Raw genomic sequence first — 16,470 nt, 5'->3', positions numbered from 1 at the left:
CTAGAACAGGCTGGCGACTCCGTAGAGTGCGAGGCTGAGCAGGAATCCGACGGTGCCCAGCAGCGTTTCGGCGACGGTCCAGGTCTTCAGGGTCGTCTTCGTGTCCATGCCGAAGAAGCGGGAGACGAGCCAGAAGCCGGAGTCGTTGACATGGCTGGCGAAGACCGAACCGGCGGCCAGCGACAGCACGATCGCCACGACCTGCAGGCTCGAGAAGTCCGGGTTGCCGACGACGATCGGCTGGACGAGAGCCGCCGCGGTCGTCAGGGCCACAGTGGCCGAACCCTGAGCGATGCGCACGATCGCGGCGATGACGAAGCCGGCGACGATGACGGGCAGGCCGAGGGCGGCGAGCGAATCGGCCAGCGAATCGCCGATGCCGCTGGCGCGCAGCACTCCGCCGAACATTCCGCCGGCACCGGTGATGAGGATGATCGAGCACACCGGACCGAGTGCGGAGTCGACGACGGTCTCGATGAGCGACTGGTCTTTCTTCTGCTTCCACCCGAGCAGCCACATGGCGATGACGACGGTGATGAGCAGGGCGATCGGCGTCTCGCCGAGCAGTCGCAGGGAGCTGATGAGCACCGAATCGATGTCGACCCACCCGGCCTCACCGGCGAAGTTCAGCCCGGTGTTGAGGAAGATGAGCACGAGCGGCAGGACGAGGAGGAAGATGACGTGGCCGAGCTTCGGGCGGGAGGCGAAGTCGGCGTAGGCGTCGTCCTTTCCGGCCGAGAGCACCGTCGGGACCGCGACGTCGATGCGTTTGCCGATGATGATTCCGAACAGGTACCCGGTGAGGTACCAGGCGGGGATGGCGATGATGATTCCGCAGATGAGGACGAGTCCGACGTTCGCGCCGAGCAGTCCGGAGGCCGCGACGGGGCCGGGGTGCGGGGGCACGAAGATGTGCATGGCGGAGAAGGCCATGGCCGCGGGCATCGCGTAGAGCAGCAGGGATCCGCCGAGGCGGCGTGCGATCGTGAAGATGATCGGCAGCATGACGACGAGGCCGGCGTCGAAGAAGATCGGGAAGCCGAAGAGCAGTGAGGTCACACCGAGGGCGAACGGTGCTCGCTTCTCACCGAAGAGGCGGATGAGGGCGTCGGTGAGCACCTCGGCGCCGCCGGAGAGTTCGAGCATTCGCCCGAGCATCGCGCCGAGTCCCACGAGCAGGGCGACGCTGGCCAGGGTGGATCCGAAGCCGTCGTAGAGGACATTGATGAGATCGCCGGGCATGATTCCGGCGGCCAGGGCAGTGATCACGGAGACGATGACGAGGGCGATGAAGGCGTGGACGCGTGCCTTGATGATGAGCAGGAGCAGGACGGCGATGGCAGCCGCTGCGATTCCCAGCAGGGCAGGGGTGGACAGGGTCCAGGCCAGTTCGAGTTCGGTCATGGTTCCTCTTCCTTGAGGTCAGGTGGATGGGCGGATTGTGGACGTGGCGATCATCGGGTCAGCCGTTCGACGGACTCGAGGATCGCTCGGAGCACGTCGGGGATCGACTGGTCGACGTCGACGGTGGCATGAGCCTCCTCGGCGGCAAGCGGTTCGAGTGTGGCCAGCTGGGAGTCGAGCAGATCCGGGGACATGAACTCGTGGTCACGGCGGGCCAAGTGGTCGGCGATGACCTCGCGAGGCCCGTCGAGGTGGATGAACACGAGGTCGGGTGCGGACCTGCGCAGCAGATCCCGGTAGGTGCGTTTGAGGGCGGAGCAGGCGATGACCGGAGCCGGGGTGCGAGCTGCTTCGAGGGCGACGCTGTCGAGCCAGGGCGCCCGATCCTCATCCGTCAGCGGCACACCCGATCCCATCTTCGCTTTGTTCGCAGCGGAGTGAAGGTCGTCGGCATCGACGAATCGACGGTCGAGGGCCTGCGCCACCTGCGCGCCGAGGACGGTTTTGCCGGTTCCCGAGACACCCATGATGACGAGCGGCGGAAGGAAAGGGCTGTGACCCATAACCGAAACCTCTCGATAAAATATGAAGAAATATCTATAATCAGTTATTAAAACAGATTTATAGCACCGTAGTGCTGGTGGGAAGCGACTGTCAACACTGCTGATCCAGGGAAGAGGAATGCTCATGAAGGCCGATGTCGCAGTGATCGGAACCGGTGTGATGGGGTCGAACCTGGCCCGCAACCTCGCTCGTCAGTCGGGCCGCCGTGTGGCGGTCTACGATCGTGACGTCGAGCGCGCCCAGAGCCTGGCCGCGGACTTCCCCGAAGCCGGGTTCATCGTCGCCGCCGACCCCGCCGATCTGGCCGGGAAGCTCGCCGAACCGCGGGTGGCCATCCTCATGGTCAACGCAGGACACGCCACGGACTCGGCGATCGGCGACCTCGCCGAGGTGTTCGCCCCCGGTGACATCATCGTCGACGGCGGCAATTCCCACTTCCAGGACACGATCGCGCGCGGGGCTCGTCTCGAGGGCACCGGCATCGAATTCGCCGGGGTCGGCATCTCCGGGGGAGAGGTCGGCGCTCTGCTCGGACCCTCCCTCATGGTCGGCGGATCGGAGGCCGCATGGCAGCGCCTGCGCCCCCTGCTCGAACCGATCGCGGCGAAGGCTGGAGATGAGGCCTGTGTCGATCACATCGGCGCCGACGGGGCCGGGCACTTCGTCAAGATGGTCCACAACGGCATCGAATACGCCGATATGCAGCTCATCAGCGAGGCCTTCACCCTCCTGCGCGACGGGCTCGGGCTGACCCCTGCCGAGATCGCGGAGGTCTTCGCCGACTGGAACACCGGAGAGCTCGAGTCCTACCTCGTCGAGATCACCGCCGACGTCCTCGCCCACGTCGACGAAGCGACGGGCCGACCCTTCGTCGACATCGTCGCCGATGCCGCAAAGGCCAAGGGCACGGGGGCGTGGACGGCGCAGGTCGGGCTGGATCTCGGGGTTCCGGTGCCCACCATCGCCGAGGCGGTCTTCTCCCGTTCGCTGTCATCCGCTCTCGATCTGCGCGCCGAGGGACTCCGCCTGGCCGGCCCCCATCCCGGGGCCGAATCCTCTTCACTGTCTCCGGACGAGCGTGCGGCCCGCATCGACGAGATCGGCAGAGCCCTGCTGCTGGGCAAGGTCATGGCCTACGTCCAGGGATTCCACGAGATCGCGACCGGGGCGAGCGAACACGGTTGGGACATCGACCTCGGCGCGCTCGCAGGAATCTGGCGAGCCGGGTGCATCATCCGGGCACGCCTGCTCGACCGCATCGTCGAGGCCTTCGACGCCCCGACCCCGCCGAAGAATCTGCTCGCCGCCGACTATGTCCGCGAGGTCGCCGACCGCTGCCAGGAATCCCTGCGTTCCACCCTGGCCCACGCGATCGGCCACGGCATCGCCGTGCCCGGGCTGGCCTCGACCCTGTCCTACTTCGACGGGCTGCGCACCGAGGCGGGAAGCGCGGCGCTCATCCAGGCCCAGCGCGACCGTTTCGGTTCGCACACCTACGCGCGCACCGACCGTCCCGGGGTCTTCCATACGCTGTGGTCGGGGGACCGCAGCGAAGTCGAGGTCTGAGCCGGTCGCGCTCGGACTCCTGCCGAGCCGCCTCGGCGACGGTCCGCGACCACCGGCCGGCCGCCTCGGTGACGGTCGATTCGGTCTCACCCATCGACTGTGGTGGCCCGAATGGCGGACTGTCGATATGTTAGAGCCATGACTTTGCCACACGAAGATGTTGACCCGGACGGCCTGCTCGAATACTCGGTGGTCTTCACCGACCGATCACTCAACCACATGTCGCAGCGGTTCGTATCCGTGATGCAGGAGATCAACCGGATCCTGCGGTCGGCCTACGATGCCGACTCCGCTGCCATCGTCCCCGGCGGCGGCAGCTACGCCATGGAATCCGTGGCCCGTCAGGTGGCCACCGGCAAGAAGGCGCTGATCGTGCGCAACGGTCTGTTCTCCTTCCGCTGGTCGCAGATCCTCGACGCCGGTGCCATCGCCTCGGAGACGACCGTGCTCAAGGCCTCCCCGGACAGCGCCGAGCACCAGTCCGCCTGGTCGCCGGCCCCCGTCGCCGAGGTGGTCGCCGCCATCGAGCGGGAGAAGCCCGATGTCGTGTTCGCGCCCCACGTCGAGACCGCCTCGGGGATGCTCCTGCCCGATGACTACATCCGTCAGGTCGCCGAGGCCGTACACAAGGGCGGCGGAATCGTCGTCCTCGACTGCATCGCCTCCGGTGCGGTGTGGGCGTCGATGACCGACCTCGGCGTCGATGTGCTCATCTCCGCTCCGCAGAAGGGATGGAGCGGATCGCCGGCCGCCGGCTACGTCATGCTCAGCAGGGCCGGCCGTGCGGCTGTCGAAGCCTCGACGTCGACGAGCTTCGCGATGGACCTGAAGAAGTGGCTGTTCATCGCCGACGAATACGAAGAGGGCCGTGCCCCCTACCACGCGACGATGCCCACCGATGCTCTGGCGCACAATGCCAAGCTCATGGTCGAGAGCGAGGAGCGCGGCTTCGACAAGCTCGCGGCCGCACAGAACGAACTCGGCGAGCGGGTGCGCGCCGTCTTCGCCGAACGCGGACTGCCCTCGGTGGCCTCACCGGAGTTCGCCTCGCCGAGCGTGGTCGTCGTCCACACGGACAACCCGAAGCTTGCCTCCGGCGCCGGCTTCAAGGAAGTCGGCGTCCAGATCGCTGCCGGCGTGCCCCTGCAGTGCGATGAGCCCGAGGACTTCTCGAGCTTCCGCATCGGCCTGTTCGGTCTCGACAAGCTCGGCGACATCGACGGCACGATCGCGCGTCTTGAGGCGGCTCTCGACTCGATCGGCGTGACTGCCGAAGCCTGAGCGCCAACGCGCGAACCTGCACCGGCAGTGTCACTGCCTTTCGGTGGTCGCAAGACATACAGTCAGCGCCATAACCTCCCGTTTCCACGAGGGGTCATGGCGCTGAATGTATGTGGTGACACTGACGGTGCGAGCCAACATCAACTGCGAGGGATGCCCGGAGAGGCTCGCGCGGCCGAAACGGGTTGAGCTGCGCGCAGCTGCGTTCAACAAGGCTCGACACGTTCGCCCGATTCTCCGGTAAGTATTTGTAGAAATCTCCGTGGGAAATCAACAATTATCTACCGGAGAATCCTGTGCGAGCATGCTTTGGCTCCGGCACCATCGCCGGGTTGGCCCCGGCTCTGCACTCGGTCTCAGGCGGAGTCTCCGAGGGCGACGACGTTGTCGGCCAGCCGTTCGTTGCTGCCGTACATGAAGTGGTTGGCCATGTTCTCGGAGAACCGGCTGGCCTCGGTGGTCAGCCCGACGGCCTCGGCGACCTCGCGGATGTGCATCGGCGTCGCGCCGCAGCACACGCCGATGTAGTTGACGCCCAGGTCGAAGGCTTCCTTGGCGAACGCACCGATCTCGTAGCGGTTGGTCTGCAGGGGATCGAGCGCGGTGGGGAACGTGCGTCCGTGCGGGGAGGCCACCTCGGCGCGGGGGTCGGAGAGGTTGAAGAACGTCGGCTCGTTCTCCGTGGTGCGGTAGGGGATCGGCAGAGCGCCGACGTGACAGGACACGGCCGCGCGGATCTCCTTCAGCCACGGCAGCATCGTCGCCGGTCCGCGGAAGCAGTTGAGGCCGACGACATCGACGCCGAGCTGTTCGAGGCGCTGCGCGGTCTCGACGATACCGACACCGTCGGCCATCTCCTGGAAGCCCATGGGCGCGAGCGTGAGGACGACGGGCAGGCCGCTGGCCTTGGCGATCTCGGCGGCGGCGATGGCCTCACCGGCGAAGTAGAAAGTCTCGCCGATGATGAGGTCGGCACCTTCCTCGACCGCCCAGGCGACCATTTCGGCGAACATGGCCCGAACCTCGGCCTGCTTGGCCTCATCCGCGGGGTCCCAGATGTTCGAGTTCGAGATGTTGCCGGCCATGAAGTTTCCGGGCTTGGCGTCGGCGACGGACCGGGCGATCTGGAGGGCGGCGCGGTTGAGCGGTTCGAGCAGATCCTCCTTGCCGATCACGCGCATCTTCTCGCGGTGCCCGTTGTAGGTGAAGGCCTCGACGATGTCGGAACCGGCCCGCTGGAAGTCGACGTGCAGCGAGCGCAGGGCGTCGGGGAATTCGAGGGCCACCTCGGGGACGAACTCGCCGGCGGACAGATATCCGCGCTTCTCGAGCTCGAACAGGAAGCCTTCCGCGCAGATCACGGGGCCGGCATCGAGGCGTTGGGTCAGGGCGTTGGTCGCGGTCATGGATGCTCTCCGATTCGATGATGGGGGTCGAGCCCGGGCGAGCGGCCCGAACCTGGGTATCACACCATCAATCGGTGAGGCGAGGTCCGTCACATCGACATAAAACGACGTCGATCGCCATGAAAGGACACGTCCCCCGCCGAGGCGGCCCGATCGTCAGCGGTCCGCGTCGCCGCTGAGGTAGACCGGCAGCCGACGGTAGCGCACTGCGCGCTGGGCGGCGCCTGCGGGAACTTCCTGAGTGGTTTCGTAGGTGGCGTTGTTCTGCGGAACCTCGTGCGAGCCGGGCAGCGGGTACGGTTCGGCCGCAATCGGCGCGGGAGAGGCGTAGGACTGCTGTTGACCGGGCTGCTGTTCGTAGCCGGGGGAGTGCTGGTAGCCGACTCCGGGCAGCGGCTGCAGGCCGAGACCCTGCCGATCCGGGCCGTCGCCCTCGCTGTAGGCATTGCCGGGGTGATGGGACTCGCCGGGACAGTAGGCATCGCCCGGCCCGTCGGCCCGGTCGAAGGCCGCCCGGTCGAAGGCCCCCTGGTCGTGGGCAGCGGCGGCAGCACCGGCACCGGGATCTGCGGCAGCACCGCGACCGGTTCCACCTCCGCCGTGGCCCTCGACGTCCTTCGGTCGCAGGAACGGGAACGGTTTGAGCAGCAGACCCGTCACCGTCGAGGAGTACCAACGCAGGGCGCGTTCGAACGGTCCCCAGGACAGCACGCCCGTCCACACCACGGCCAGTGCCACACAGATGAGGAGGACGACGGCGTCGTGGAGGACGTCGCGGCTGTCGTCGAGGATCGGCTCAAGACCGCGGACGACGAAGCCGTGAAGGATGTAGACGGCCAGACTGTGTCGGCCGATCGTCGCGATCGTGTCCTTCGTGTCGCTCAGCCACGACAGCAGAGCCAGCATCAGCAGCACCGCGCCGATATCGACGATGAGGCGCAGTCCCACGCCTTCGGGGACACTGACATCGAAGTGGGCGAAGTTGAGGCTGCCGTAGAGCCAGTGATGATCGACCTGGTCGAGGTAGAAATATCCGACAGTTCCGAGCGCAGCGGCGCTGAGGCAGAGCTTCTGCCAGATCGCGAGGCTGCCCGCCCAGCTGATGATCTGCTTGCCGTAGAGCTTGCCGAAGACGAAGAAGGGCCAGAACGCCATAGTCCGGGCCGCAGAGAGTTCGGTGTCGAGGATCGGCAGCATTCCGCCGAAGAGACCGAGGACGAGTGAGGCGACGAGCATCGTGCGCGGGAAGCGTTCGATGAAGGGAACCGTGATCATCCACCACGCCATCGACAGCAGGAACCACGTGTACCAGAACGGGGTGAGGAGGCTGTAGTCGGGATCGAGCCCGAAGACCCACATCCACACCCACATCAGGGGCAGCACCGTCGCCAACAGAACGAAGTAGGTCAGAACCCGCTCGGCCAGCTTGTTCGACTTCGCGGTGATGCCGGCGAGGAAGACGAACGCCGGCATGTGGAACATGTAGATGAAGTACATCGGTGCGCCCAGGATCGGCGACTCCCAGGGGGAGGTCCGTGCGAGAAGGTGGCCCAGAACCACCAGGAAGATGAGTATTCCTTTGGCGCGGTCGATGCGAAAATCACGGGGAGACACGCCGATACACTACCGCACCCGGCCGGATAACGGGAACGCTCACACATTCGCCGAGGTGGCCACCACACCTCGTGCGACCGTGCACTCCCACGTGTGAGCGGGGGTATGAACATCTAACCGCGGGAGGCGCAGTCCACGCATTTCGCCGCGTAGGGCCGGGCCTTCAGCCGCGCCTCGGCGATGGTCGTGCCGCAGACGGAGCAGATCCCATATGTGCCCTCATCGAGCCTGGTCAGCGCCTCGGCGACAGCACCGAGGCGGTCCTTCGTCTGCTCGAGCAGGGTCGCGGCCTGCGAACGTTCGAAGGCCAGGGTCGCCCCTTCCGGATCGTGTTCGTCATCGCTGTTGTCGCCCTCGCGGGCAGCCGAGATCTCATCGATGCCCTGAGTCAGGCGTGCGATGAGCGCCTGCGCCTCCGCCCGCTCGTCCTCAAGCAGATCGCGCATCGTCGTCTCGTCCATCGTCGTCTCCTCGACTTCGTCCGGCCCGGCGGCCGTTCGTCACCCCGAACCCTCAGGCCTCCAGCGCCTCGGAGGCCTCGAGCCAGCGCATCTCGAGCTCGTCGAGTTCGTCCTGGGACTCGCGGATCGCAGCCGTGAGCTGGGCCAGCCCCTCGAAGTCCGTCTGGTCGTGGGCGGCCATCTCGTCGTGCTTCTTCGCGATCTGGGTGCCCAGCTTGTCCATCCGCCGCTCGATCGAAGACAGTTCCTTCTTCGCCGCCCGCGCCTCGGCGCCGGTCAGCTTCGCGGTCGATGCGGACCCACCGCCCGCCGAGGCGGCCCCACCGGAACCGGTCCCGTCGGCTCTCCCGGAGGCGCCGTTCCGACCCGAGGCAGAACCCGAGCCGCTCGTGGCAGAACCACCGGAGCGGGCCGCCTCGGCCCGCAGTCGCAGGTACTCTTCGACACCGCCGGGAACATGGCGCAGTCCGTTGTCGAGGATCGCGTACTGCTGATCGGTGACGCGCTCCAACAGGTACCGGTCGTGGGAGACGACGATGAGGGTGCCGGGCCAGGAGTCGAGGAGGTCCTCCATCGCCGCGAGCATGTCCGAGTCGACGTCGTTGGTCGGCTCATCGAGGATGATGACATTGGGCTCGGCCATGAGCAGCAGCAGAAGCTGGAGCCGGCGCTTCTGCCCGCCGGAGAGCTCCTTGACCCGGGCGGACAGGTGCTCCTTCGCGAAGCCGAGGCGTTCGAGCAGCTGAGCCGGAGTGAAGTCCTTGCCTTCGATGGTGAACGAGGTCTTCGATTCGGCGAGGACCTCGCGCACGCGCGAATCGGCGATCCGGGCCAGATCCTTGAACTGCTGATCGAGCACACCGATCTGCACCGTCTTGCCGCGCTTGACCCGACCGGCATCGGGTTCGATCTCTCCGGACACCAGACCGAGCAGGGTCGACTTCCCGGCACCGTTGGGGCCGAGGATTCCGGTGCGCTCACCGGGACCGATGCGCCAGGTGACATCCTTGAGGATCGTGGTCTCACCGAAGTGCTTGGACACATCGAGCAGGTCGACGACGTCCTTGCCCAGGCGGGCCGTGGCCATCTTCTTCAGCTCGATCGGGTTGCGCACCTCCGGCACGTCGGCGATGAGCTGGTTGGCCGCCTCGATGCGGAACTTCGGCTTCGACGTCCGGGCGGGAGCACCCCGCCGCAGCCACGCGAGTTCCTTGCGCATGAGATTCTGTCGCTTCGCCTCGGTGGCGGCAGCGATGCGGTCACGTTCGACCCGCTGCAGAACATAGGCGGCATAACCGCCTTCGAAGGGTTCGACGATGCGGTCGTGGACCTCCCAGGTCTTCGTGCACACCTCGTCGAGGAACCACCGGTCGTGGGTGACCAGCAGCAGGGCTCCGGCGTTCTTCGGCCACCGGCTGCGCACGTGCTTCGCCAACCAGGCGATGCCGTCGACGTCGAGGTGGTTCGTGGGCTCGTCGAGGATGAGCATGTCCCAATCGCCGATGAGCAGAGCGGCCAGAGCCACCCGGCGGCGCTGACCGCCGGAGAGCGAGGAGATCTGCGCACCCCAATCGAGATCGGCGATGAGACCGGAGATGATGTCACGCGCCTGCGGGTCGGCGGCCCATTCGTGGTCGGCGGCATCACCGACGACGGAGAATCCGACAGTCGCCTCGTCATCGAGGTCATCGCGTTGGCCGAGCATGCCCAGGCGCAGACCTCCGCGGTAGGTCACCCGCCCGGAATCGGGTTCGATGGTGCCGGCGAGCATGCCGAGCAGACTCGATTTGCCGTCGCCGTTGCGGCCGACGATGCCGATCATGTCGCCGGAACCGACACCGAGGGTGACGGAGTCGAAGACGACGCGAGTGGGGTATTCGAGATGGAGGGCCTCTGCCCCGAGGAGATGTGCCATAGCACCCCTAGCCTAGTTCACGGTGGATGGGTCCCTGCTCCAGTCATGCGTCTGCCCATGCGTCGGTCGACTGCCTCCACGCCTTGCTCAGCTGTCTCAAAGATGGAGGATCTCGCGTTCGCATTGCGGACCGATATCGGCTGTGCATGACGGAATATTTCTTTTTCATATCGGTGTCCGCAATTGAGCTGATGACGGGCCTATCGAAATGACTTCGGTGCATTAGACTGACGGAAACTCACCAAAATATGACAGTTCGTCCAGTGGTTTCACATCTTCGGTAAGGGCAGACAGGGCCCCCATCCGTGTGCGCTGTCTGTATCAGAAAAGAGAAAACGTGAAGAAGCTCGCTTCAGCGGTGTCGATGATCGCCGCATCCGCCCTCGTCCTCTCGGCCTGTGGTTCAGGCGAAGGAGGCGAATCCGGTTCGGACTACCTCGCCTGCATGGTCTCCGACTCCGGCGGGTGGGACGACCAGTCGTTCAACCAGTCCGGTCGGGAAGGCATGGAGAGCGCGAAGAAGAACCTCGGCATCGAAGAGAAGCTCGCCGAGTCCCAGGGCGACGCGGACTTCGGGCCGAACGTCGACAACATGGTGCAGCAGGGCTGCAACCTCACCTTCGGCGTCGGATTCCTCCTCGAGGACACGATCCAGGAAGCCGCCGAAGCGAACCCGGACCTCAACTTCGCACTCATCGACTCCACGTTCTCCGACGCCGACGGCAAGCCCGTGACGATCGACAACGCCAAGGCAGTCGTCTTCAACACCGCCGAGGCCGCGTACCTGGCCGGCTATGTTGCGGCCGCCACCTCGGAGTCCGGCAAGGTCGGCACCTTCGGCGGTATCCAGATTCCGTCGGTGACGATCTTCATGGACGGTTTCGCCGATGGTGTGGACAAGTTCAACGAGGACAACAAGAAGGACGTCAAGCTGCTGGGCTGGAACAAGGAGAAGCAGGACGGATCGTTCTCCGGTGACTTCGAGAACCAGGGCCAGGGCCAGGAGCTGACCAAGCAGCTCATCTCGCAGGGCGCCGACGTCGTCATGCCCGTCGCCGGACCCGTCGGCCTCGGTGCCGCAGCGGCCGCGAAGGAAGCCGGCGACGTCAACCTCGTGTGGGTCGACTCCGACGGCTACGAGTCGACCGAATACGGCGACATCATCCTCACCTCGGTGGTCAAGCAGATCTCGCAGGCCGTCGAGGACACCATCAAGGAAGGCACCGAGGACAAGTTCTCGAACGAGCCCTACGTCGGCACGCTCGAGAACGAAGGTGTGGGCCTCGCCCCGTACCACGACTTCGAGGACAAGGTTCCCGAAGACGTGAAGAAGAAGGTCGAGGAGCTGAAGAAGCAGATCGTCGACGGCAGCCTCGTCGTCGAGTCGGAGAGCACACCGAAGTAAGCTCGTCGGTTAAACTGCAGGGCCGAGTTCCTTCGGCCCTGCAGTTTTCAAGTTTGTGAGGAGAACCGGAAGCAGTGAAACTCGAGCTTCGCGGGATGACCAAGGTGTTCGGATCGTTTGTGGCCAATGACCACATCGATCTCACCATTCAGCCGGGCGAGATCCATGCCCTGCTGGGTGAGAACGGCGCGGGCAAATCCACCATGATGAATGTCCTCTACGGGCTCTACGACGCCGACGGGGGAGAGATCCTCATCGACGACGAGCCGGTGAAGTTCTCGGGCCCGGGCGATGCCGTGGCGGCCGGAATCGGCATGGTCCACCAGCATTTCATGCTCGTGCCCGTGTTCACCGTCGCCGAATCCGTGGCTCTGGGCTACGAGCCGACGAAGAGCCTCGGACTCCTCGACATCGCCGAGGCGCGGAAGAAGGTCATCGAGATCTCGTCGCGCTTCAACTTCAATATCGATCCCGATGTCCTCATCGAGGATCTGCCGGTCGGCGCACAGCAGCGCGTGGAGATCATCAAGGCCCTGTCCCGGGACGCCGAGATCCTCATCCTCGACGAGCCCACGGCCGTGCTGACTCCGCAGGAGACCGACGAGCTGATCTCGATCATGCGCCAGCTCAAGGAGCAGGGCACCTCGATCGTGTTCATCACCCACAAACTGCGTGAGGTCCGTGCGATCGCCGATGCGATCACCGTCATCCGCCGCGGCAAGATCGTCGGCGAGGCCTCCCCGGACTCGACCGAGACCGAGTTGGCCAGCCAGATGGTCGGCCGTGCCGTGTCGCTGACGACGGACAAGGACGCCGCCGACCCCGGCGATGCGACCTTCCAGGTGCGCGGACTCACCGTCGTCGACAAGGCCGAGAACGTCGTCGTCGACGATGTGTCCTTCGACGTCCGCCGCGGGGAGATCCTCGCCGTCGCCGGCGTCCAGGGAAACGGGCAGACGGAACTGGCGGAGACGATCATCGGGCTGACCGAACCTCGGCTGGGCACGATCACCCTCGACGGGAAGAAGCTCGTCGGGAACTCTGTCAAGGACCGCCTCGGTGCTGGTGTCGGCTTCGTTCCCGAGGATCGGTCGACAGACGGCATCATCGCGGAATTCGCGATCCGCGAGAACATGATCCTCGACGTCTACGACCGCGAACCCTATGCCAAGGGGCTGAATATGCGGTCGAAGGTCATCACCGAAGAGGCTAAGAAGAAGGTCGAGGAATTCGACATCCGCCTCGGCAGCGTGTCCGACCCGATCTCGACCCTGTCCGGCGGCAACCAGCAGAAGGTGGTGCTGTCCCGCGAACTCGGTCGCGATCTGCGACTGTTCATCGCCAGCCAGCCCACCCGCGGCCTCGACGTCGGATCGATCGAATTCGTGCACAAGCGCGTCATCGCCGAACGCGATTCCGGCACCCCCTGCATCATCGTCTCGACCGAACTCGACGAGGTCTACGGACTCGCCGACCGCATCGCCGTGATGTATGCCGGGCGCATCGTCGGCATCGTGGGACCCGAGACCTCTCGTGAGGCACTGGGCCTGATGATGGCCGGCGTTCCCGCCGACGAAGCCCTCGAAGCGACGGCAGGCAGCACGAGCACCGACGGTGCTGCGAACTCTGCCGACGATGCGGAACCGGCCGCCGCCTCGGCCGATGATGACGACTCAGCCACCACCTCGGCGGAGGAGACCAAATGACGACTGATATCTCACCGGCGGCCCCCTCGGCGGCACCGCCGCCGGAGTCCGAGGCCGCGGCCGGCAAGGAACAGACTCTGCTGCAGCAGATCCTGTCGGGATCCTGGCTCGTCTCGCTGCTGGCGATCGTGCTCGCCCTGCTGCTCGGCGGTGTCCTCATCGCCGTGTCGAACGCGGAGGTCGTGGCCGCGGCCGAGAACTTCTTCGCCGCTCCCGGCGAATTCTTCTCCACTCTCTTCCAGACCGTCGGCAACGCGTATTCGGCGCTGTTCCGCGGAGCGGTCTTCGACTGGGAGGCACGCACCACCGAACGCGCCATCCGCCCGCTGACCGAGTCGATGGTCTCTGGCACCCCGCTCATCCTCACCGGTCTCGGCATCGCTCTGGCCTTCCGCTGCGGTCTGTTCAACATCGGCGGTCAGGGCCAGGTCATCCTCGGCGCGACCATCGCCGGATTCCTCGGCTACGCGATGTCCCTGCCCCCGGTCGTGCACATGCTCATCGCGGCCGTCGGCGGCATCGTCGGCGGTGCGATCTGGGCCGGGATCGCCGGTGTCCTCAAGGCCCGGACCGGTGCCAACGAGGTGATCGTGACGATCATGCTCAACTCGATCGCCGGCTACGCGCTGGGCTACCTGCTCAAGCAGAACTGGTTCACGCACACGACCTCGGCGAACCCGCAGTCGCGTGTCATCGACGACTCGTCGCAGATGTTCCTGCTCCTGCCTGCGCCGTTCCGCCTCCACTTCGGTTTCATCATCGCGATCCTCGCCACGATTTTCGTCTGGTGGCTGCTCGAGCGCTCGACCGTCGGCTTCGAGTTCAAGGCAGTCGGTGCGAACCCCCACGCGGCCCGGACCGCAGGCATCTCCGTGTCGAAGGTGACGATCCTCGTCATGATCGTCGCCGGTGCCCTGGCCGGACTCGGCGGTGCCGCTCAGGTGCTCGGCACCGAATTCAAGCTCACCGGCGGCATCAGCGGATCGATCGGCTTCGACGCGATCACCGTGGCCCTGCTGGGACGGTCGAAGCCGCTGGGCACGTTCCTCGCCGGTCTGCTCTTCGGCGCGTTCAAGGCCGGCGGCTACCTCATGCAGTCCCAGACGGGAACGCCGATCGACATCGTCCTCGTCGTCCAGTCCGTCATCGTGCTGCTCATCGCGGCCCCGCCCCTGGTGAGGTCGATCTTCCGGTTGCCCACACCGGTGCTCAAGCGGAAGGAGGACTGAGATGACTGCTCAGACCGTGGACAACACACCTTCGCAGGCCAAGGCGCTTGCGCCGATCGCCTGGAAGTACCCGATCGTCTACTCGATCCTGGCTTTGGTCTCCCTGATCTTCTTCGGCCTCATCGGCCGTGACGGTGAGACGACCTTCCGTGTCGCCACCGGGGGTGACTTCTTCGCCATCCCCGACTTCGCCGTGTCCTCGACGGCGGCGGGGCTGACGCTGGGCATCCTGCTCATCATCATGGCCGCCGTGTCGATCTACTTGAGCGTCAAGCGCATCGACCTCGGCTCCTGGTTCCCGATGCTCTTCGGCGTCCTCTTCGTGCTGTCCTTCCTCGCCTGGGCCGGCGGCGGATCGGGCGGTGTGATCCCGCTGACGACGCTGCTCGCCGGTGCCCTGGCACTGTCCGTGCCGTTGATCTTCGGTGCCATGTGCGGTCTCGTCGGTGAGCGTTCGGGCATCATCAACATCGCCATCGAAGGTCAGCTGCTGGCCGGGGCCTTCCTCGCGGCGGTCGTCGCCTCGGTGGTGAAGAACCCGTATGCGGGTCTGCTGGCCGCTCCCGTCGCCGGTGCCCTGGTCGCCGTCGTCCTCACCTTCTTCGCGGTGAAGTACTGGGTCAACCAGATCATCATCGGCGTCGTTCTCAACGTCCTCGTCGTCGGCGTCACGAGCTTCCTCTACTCGACGGTGCTCACCGAGGACCCCGGACTGTGGAACTCCCGACAGAAGCTGCCGGACCTGCCGATCCCGCTGCTGTCCGACATCCCGGTGCTCGGGCGAGTGCTCTTCGACCAGAACATCCTCGTCTACATCATGTACGTCGTCGTCATCGCCCTGCAGATCTTCGTGTTCCGCTCGAAGTGGGGGCTGCGGATGCGCGCCGTCGGTGAGCACCCGAAGGCCGCAGACACCGTGGGCATCAAGGTCAACTTCACCCGCGTGCGCAACACTCTGCTCGCCGGTGCCATCGCCGGTCTCGGCGGTGCCTTCTTCACCGTCGGATCGGGCCTGGCCTTCGGCAAGGAGATGTCGGCCGGTCAGGGCTATATCGCCCTGGCTGCGATGATCCTGGGCAAATGGAACCCGAAGGGCGCGCTGTTCGCGGCTCTGCTGTTCGGATTCTCCAAGAGCCTCGGCAACACTCTGCAGTCCATCGGCACCCCGGTGGCCAACGAGCTGCTGCTCATGCTGCCCTATATCGTCACCGTCTTCGCCGTCGCCGGCTTCGTCGGTCGGGTCCGCCCACCGGCCGCGGAAGGTGTGCCCTACGTGAAGTGAGCCCCGCCTCGGCGACGGATCGCCTGCGACCCCCCCTCGACCGCCCCACAGTCACTCCCCGAAGGAAGAGGTATCCCCATGACTGTCCCCGAACCCCACGCTTCCACCCACGAATCGACCGAACAGGTCTGGAGCGAGGAACCCACCCCGGTCTGCCCCGAGGACCTCAGCGAAGGCACCTGGGAGCTGCTGCGCGCCGAGGCGATGCGGGCGATGAAGAAGGCCTACGTGCCGTATTCGTCGTACCCCGTGGGTGCCGCCGGCCTCGCCGACGACGGTCGCCTCGTCGGCGGCTGCAATATCGAGAACGCATCGTTCGGTGTCACGCTGTGCGCCGAATGCTCACTCGTCTCCGATCTGCTCATGTCCGGCGGCGGCCGCCTCGTCGCCTTCGACTGCGTTGACGGAGAGGGCAACACCCTCGTTCCCTGCGGGCGATGCCGACAGCTGTTGTTCGAACACGGCGGCAACGAGCTCATTCTCAACATGCCCAGCGGGCGTGCCCCGATGTCCGTGGTCCTGCCCGAGGCGTTCGGGCCCGATCACCTGAGCACGACCCGGACCGACCACAACGCGAAGCACTGACACCCTCACCGAGGTGGCCCGCCGGTGCGGGAATCGCCAGCCGGTGCGACGA

Annotated in this window: 13 protein-coding genes; 7 read left to right on the top strand and 6 right to left on the bottom strand. The window is 65.7% G+C overall.

The genetic code is table 11. The features are described from left to right. Together FHG09_RS08820 and FHG09_RS08815 are read right to left on the bottom strand one after the other, a co-directional pair. Complete coding sequence (locus FHG09_RS08820; protein ID WP_152347301.1) at nt 1-1,404, bottom strand: GntP family permease; 1,404 nt, start codon at nt 1,402-1,404, stop codon at nt 1-3. Nucleotides 1,405-1,454: 50 nt separating this feature from the next. After that, nucleotides 1,455-1,967, bottom strand: coding sequence for a gluconokinase (locus FHG09_RS08815; RefSeq protein ID WP_227492646.1), 513 nt, complete (start codon nt 1,965-1,967; stop codon nt 1,455-1,457). Nucleotides 1,968-2,091: 124 nt separating this feature from the next. On the opposite strand from FHG09_RS08815, the gene gndA reads away from it, so the two are divergent. Together gndA and FHG09_RS08805 are read left to right on the top strand one after the other, a co-directional pair. Then, entirely contained in the window at nt 2,092-3,534 is a 1,443-nt protein-coding gene (gene gndA, locus FHG09_RS08810) for an NADP-dependent phosphogluconate dehydrogenase (RefSeq protein WP_152347300.1), read from the top strand. Between the two features lie 138 nt (nt 3,535-3,672). Further along, the gene (locus FHG09_RS08805; protein WP_152347299.1) at nt 3,673-4,815 is read left to right on the top strand and encodes an aminotransferase class V-fold PLP-dependent enzyme; all 1,143 of its coding nucleotides are present in this window, start codon (nt 3,673-3,675) and stop codon (nt 4,813-4,815) included. Nucleotides 4,816-5,171: 356 nt separating this feature from the next. Here FHG09_RS08805 and FHG09_RS08800 read toward each other — a convergent pair whose 3' ends face one another. The 4 genes from FHG09_RS08800 to FHG09_RS08785 form a co-directional block, all read right to left on the bottom strand. Further along, nucleotides 5,172-6,221, bottom strand: a complete 1,050-nt coding sequence (locus FHG09_RS08800) for a homocysteine S-methyltransferase family protein (RefSeq protein ID WP_152347298.1) — start codon at nt 6,219-6,221, stop codon at nt 5,172-5,174. A 156-nt stretch (nt 6,222-6,377) separates the two neighbouring features. Continuing rightward, entirely contained in the window at nt 6,378-7,835 is a 1,458-nt protein-coding gene (locus FHG09_RS08795; protein ID WP_152347297.1) for an acyltransferase family protein, read from the bottom strand. A gap of 113 nt (nt 7,836-7,948) precedes the next feature. Continuing rightward, nucleotides 7,949-8,296 carry a TraR/DksA family transcriptional regulator gene (locus tag FHG09_RS08790; protein WP_152347296.1) on the bottom strand — a complete coding sequence of 116 codons (348 nt, stop codon included), beginning with the start codon at nt 8,294-8,296 and terminating at the stop codon, nt 7,949-7,951. 52 nt (nt 8,297-8,348) lie between these two features. Continuing rightward, the gene (locus FHG09_RS08785; protein ID WP_152347295.1) at nt 8,349-10,211 is read right to left on the bottom strand and encodes an ABC-F family ATP-binding cassette domain-containing protein; all 1,863 of its coding nucleotides are present in this window, start codon (nt 10,209-10,211) and stop codon (nt 8,349-8,351) included. Nucleotides 10,212-10,548: 337 nt separating this feature from the next. On the opposite strand from FHG09_RS08785, the gene FHG09_RS08780 reads away from it, so the two are divergent. The 5 genes from FHG09_RS08780 to FHG09_RS08760 all read left to right on the top strand — a co-directional run bounded on the left by FHG09_RS08780 (nt 10,549) and on the right by FHG09_RS08760 (nt 16,418). Beyond that, nucleotides 10,549-11,616, top strand: coding sequence for a BMP family lipoprotein (locus FHG09_RS08780; RefSeq protein WP_227492645.1), 1,068 nt, complete (start codon nt 10,549-10,551; stop codon nt 11,614-11,616). Between the two features lie 74 nt (nt 11,617-11,690). Further along, a complete protein-coding gene (locus FHG09_RS08775) occupies nt 11,691-13,322 on the top strand; it encodes an ABC transporter ATP-binding protein (protein WP_152347294.1) in 1,632 nt (543 codons plus the stop codon). Beyond that, nucleotides 13,319-14,551 (top strand): ABC transporter permease, encoded by a 1,233-nt coding sequence (locus FHG09_RS08770; RefSeq protein ID WP_152347293.1) that lies wholly within the window; start codon nt 13,319-13,321, stop codon nt 14,549-14,551. Before FHG09_RS08775 ends, FHG09_RS08770 begins: the two co-directional genes overlap by 4 nt. Nucleotide 14,552: 1 nt before the next feature. Continuing rightward, on the top strand, nt 14,553-15,833 hold the full coding sequence (locus FHG09_RS08765) for an ABC transporter permease (protein WP_152347292.1): 1,281 nt from the start codon (nt 14,553-14,555) through the stop codon (nt 15,831-15,833). Nucleotides 15,834-15,911: 78 nt separating this feature from the next. Beyond that, nucleotides 15,912-16,418 (top strand): cytidine deaminase, encoded by a 507-nt coding sequence (locus tag FHG09_RS08760; RefSeq protein ID WP_152347291.1) that lies wholly within the window; start codon nt 15,912-15,914, stop codon nt 16,416-16,418. The last annotated feature ends 52 nt before the right edge of the window (nt 16,419-16,470 follow it).

Origin of the sequence: Brevibacterium sp. CFH 10365 (genome assembly GCF_009299785.1) — a bacterium.
Taxonomy (GTDB): domain Bacteria; phylum Actinomycetota; class Actinomycetes; order Actinomycetales; family Brevibacteriaceae; genus Brevibacterium; species Brevibacterium limosum.
This window is presented reverse-complemented; position numbering and strand designations above follow the sequence as displayed.

Coding starts and splice junctions, on each gene's coding strand:
- FHG09_RS08820 (WP_152347301.1), bottom strand. CDS start 1,404: ATGACCGAACTCGAACTGGCCTGGACCCTGTCCACCCCTGCCCTGCTG.
- FHG09_RS08815 (WP_227492646.1), bottom strand. CDS start 1,967: ATGGGTCACAGCCCTTTCCTTCCGCCGCTCGTCATCATGGGTGTCTCG.
- gndA (WP_152347300.1), top strand. CDS start 2,092: ATGAAGGCCGATGTCGCAGTGATCGGAACCGGTGTGATGGGGTCGAAC.
- FHG09_RS08805 (WP_152347299.1), top strand. CDS start 3,673: ATGACTTTGCCACACGAAGATGTTGACCCGGACGGCCTGCTCGAATAC.
- FHG09_RS08800 (WP_152347298.1), bottom strand. CDS start 6,221: ATGACCGCGACCAACGCCCTGACCCAACGCCTCGATGCCGGCCCCGTG.
- FHG09_RS08790 (WP_152347296.1), bottom strand. CDS start 8,296: ATGGACGAGACGACGATGCGCGATCTGCTTGAGGACGAGCGGGCGGAG.
- FHG09_RS08785 (WP_152347295.1), bottom strand. CDS start 10,211: ATGGCACATCTCCTCGGGGCAGAGGCCCTCCATCTCGAATACCCCACT.
- FHG09_RS08770 (WP_152347293.1), top strand. CDS start 13,319: ATGACGACTGATATCTCACCGGCGGCCCCCTCGGCGGCACCGCCGCCG.
- FHG09_RS08765 (WP_152347292.1), top strand. CDS start 14,553: ATGACTGCTCAGACCGTGGACAACACACCTTCGCAGGCCAAGGCGCTT.
- FHG09_RS08760 (WP_152347291.1), top strand. CDS start 15,912: ATGACTGTCCCCGAACCCCACGCTTCCACCCACGAATCGACCGAACAG.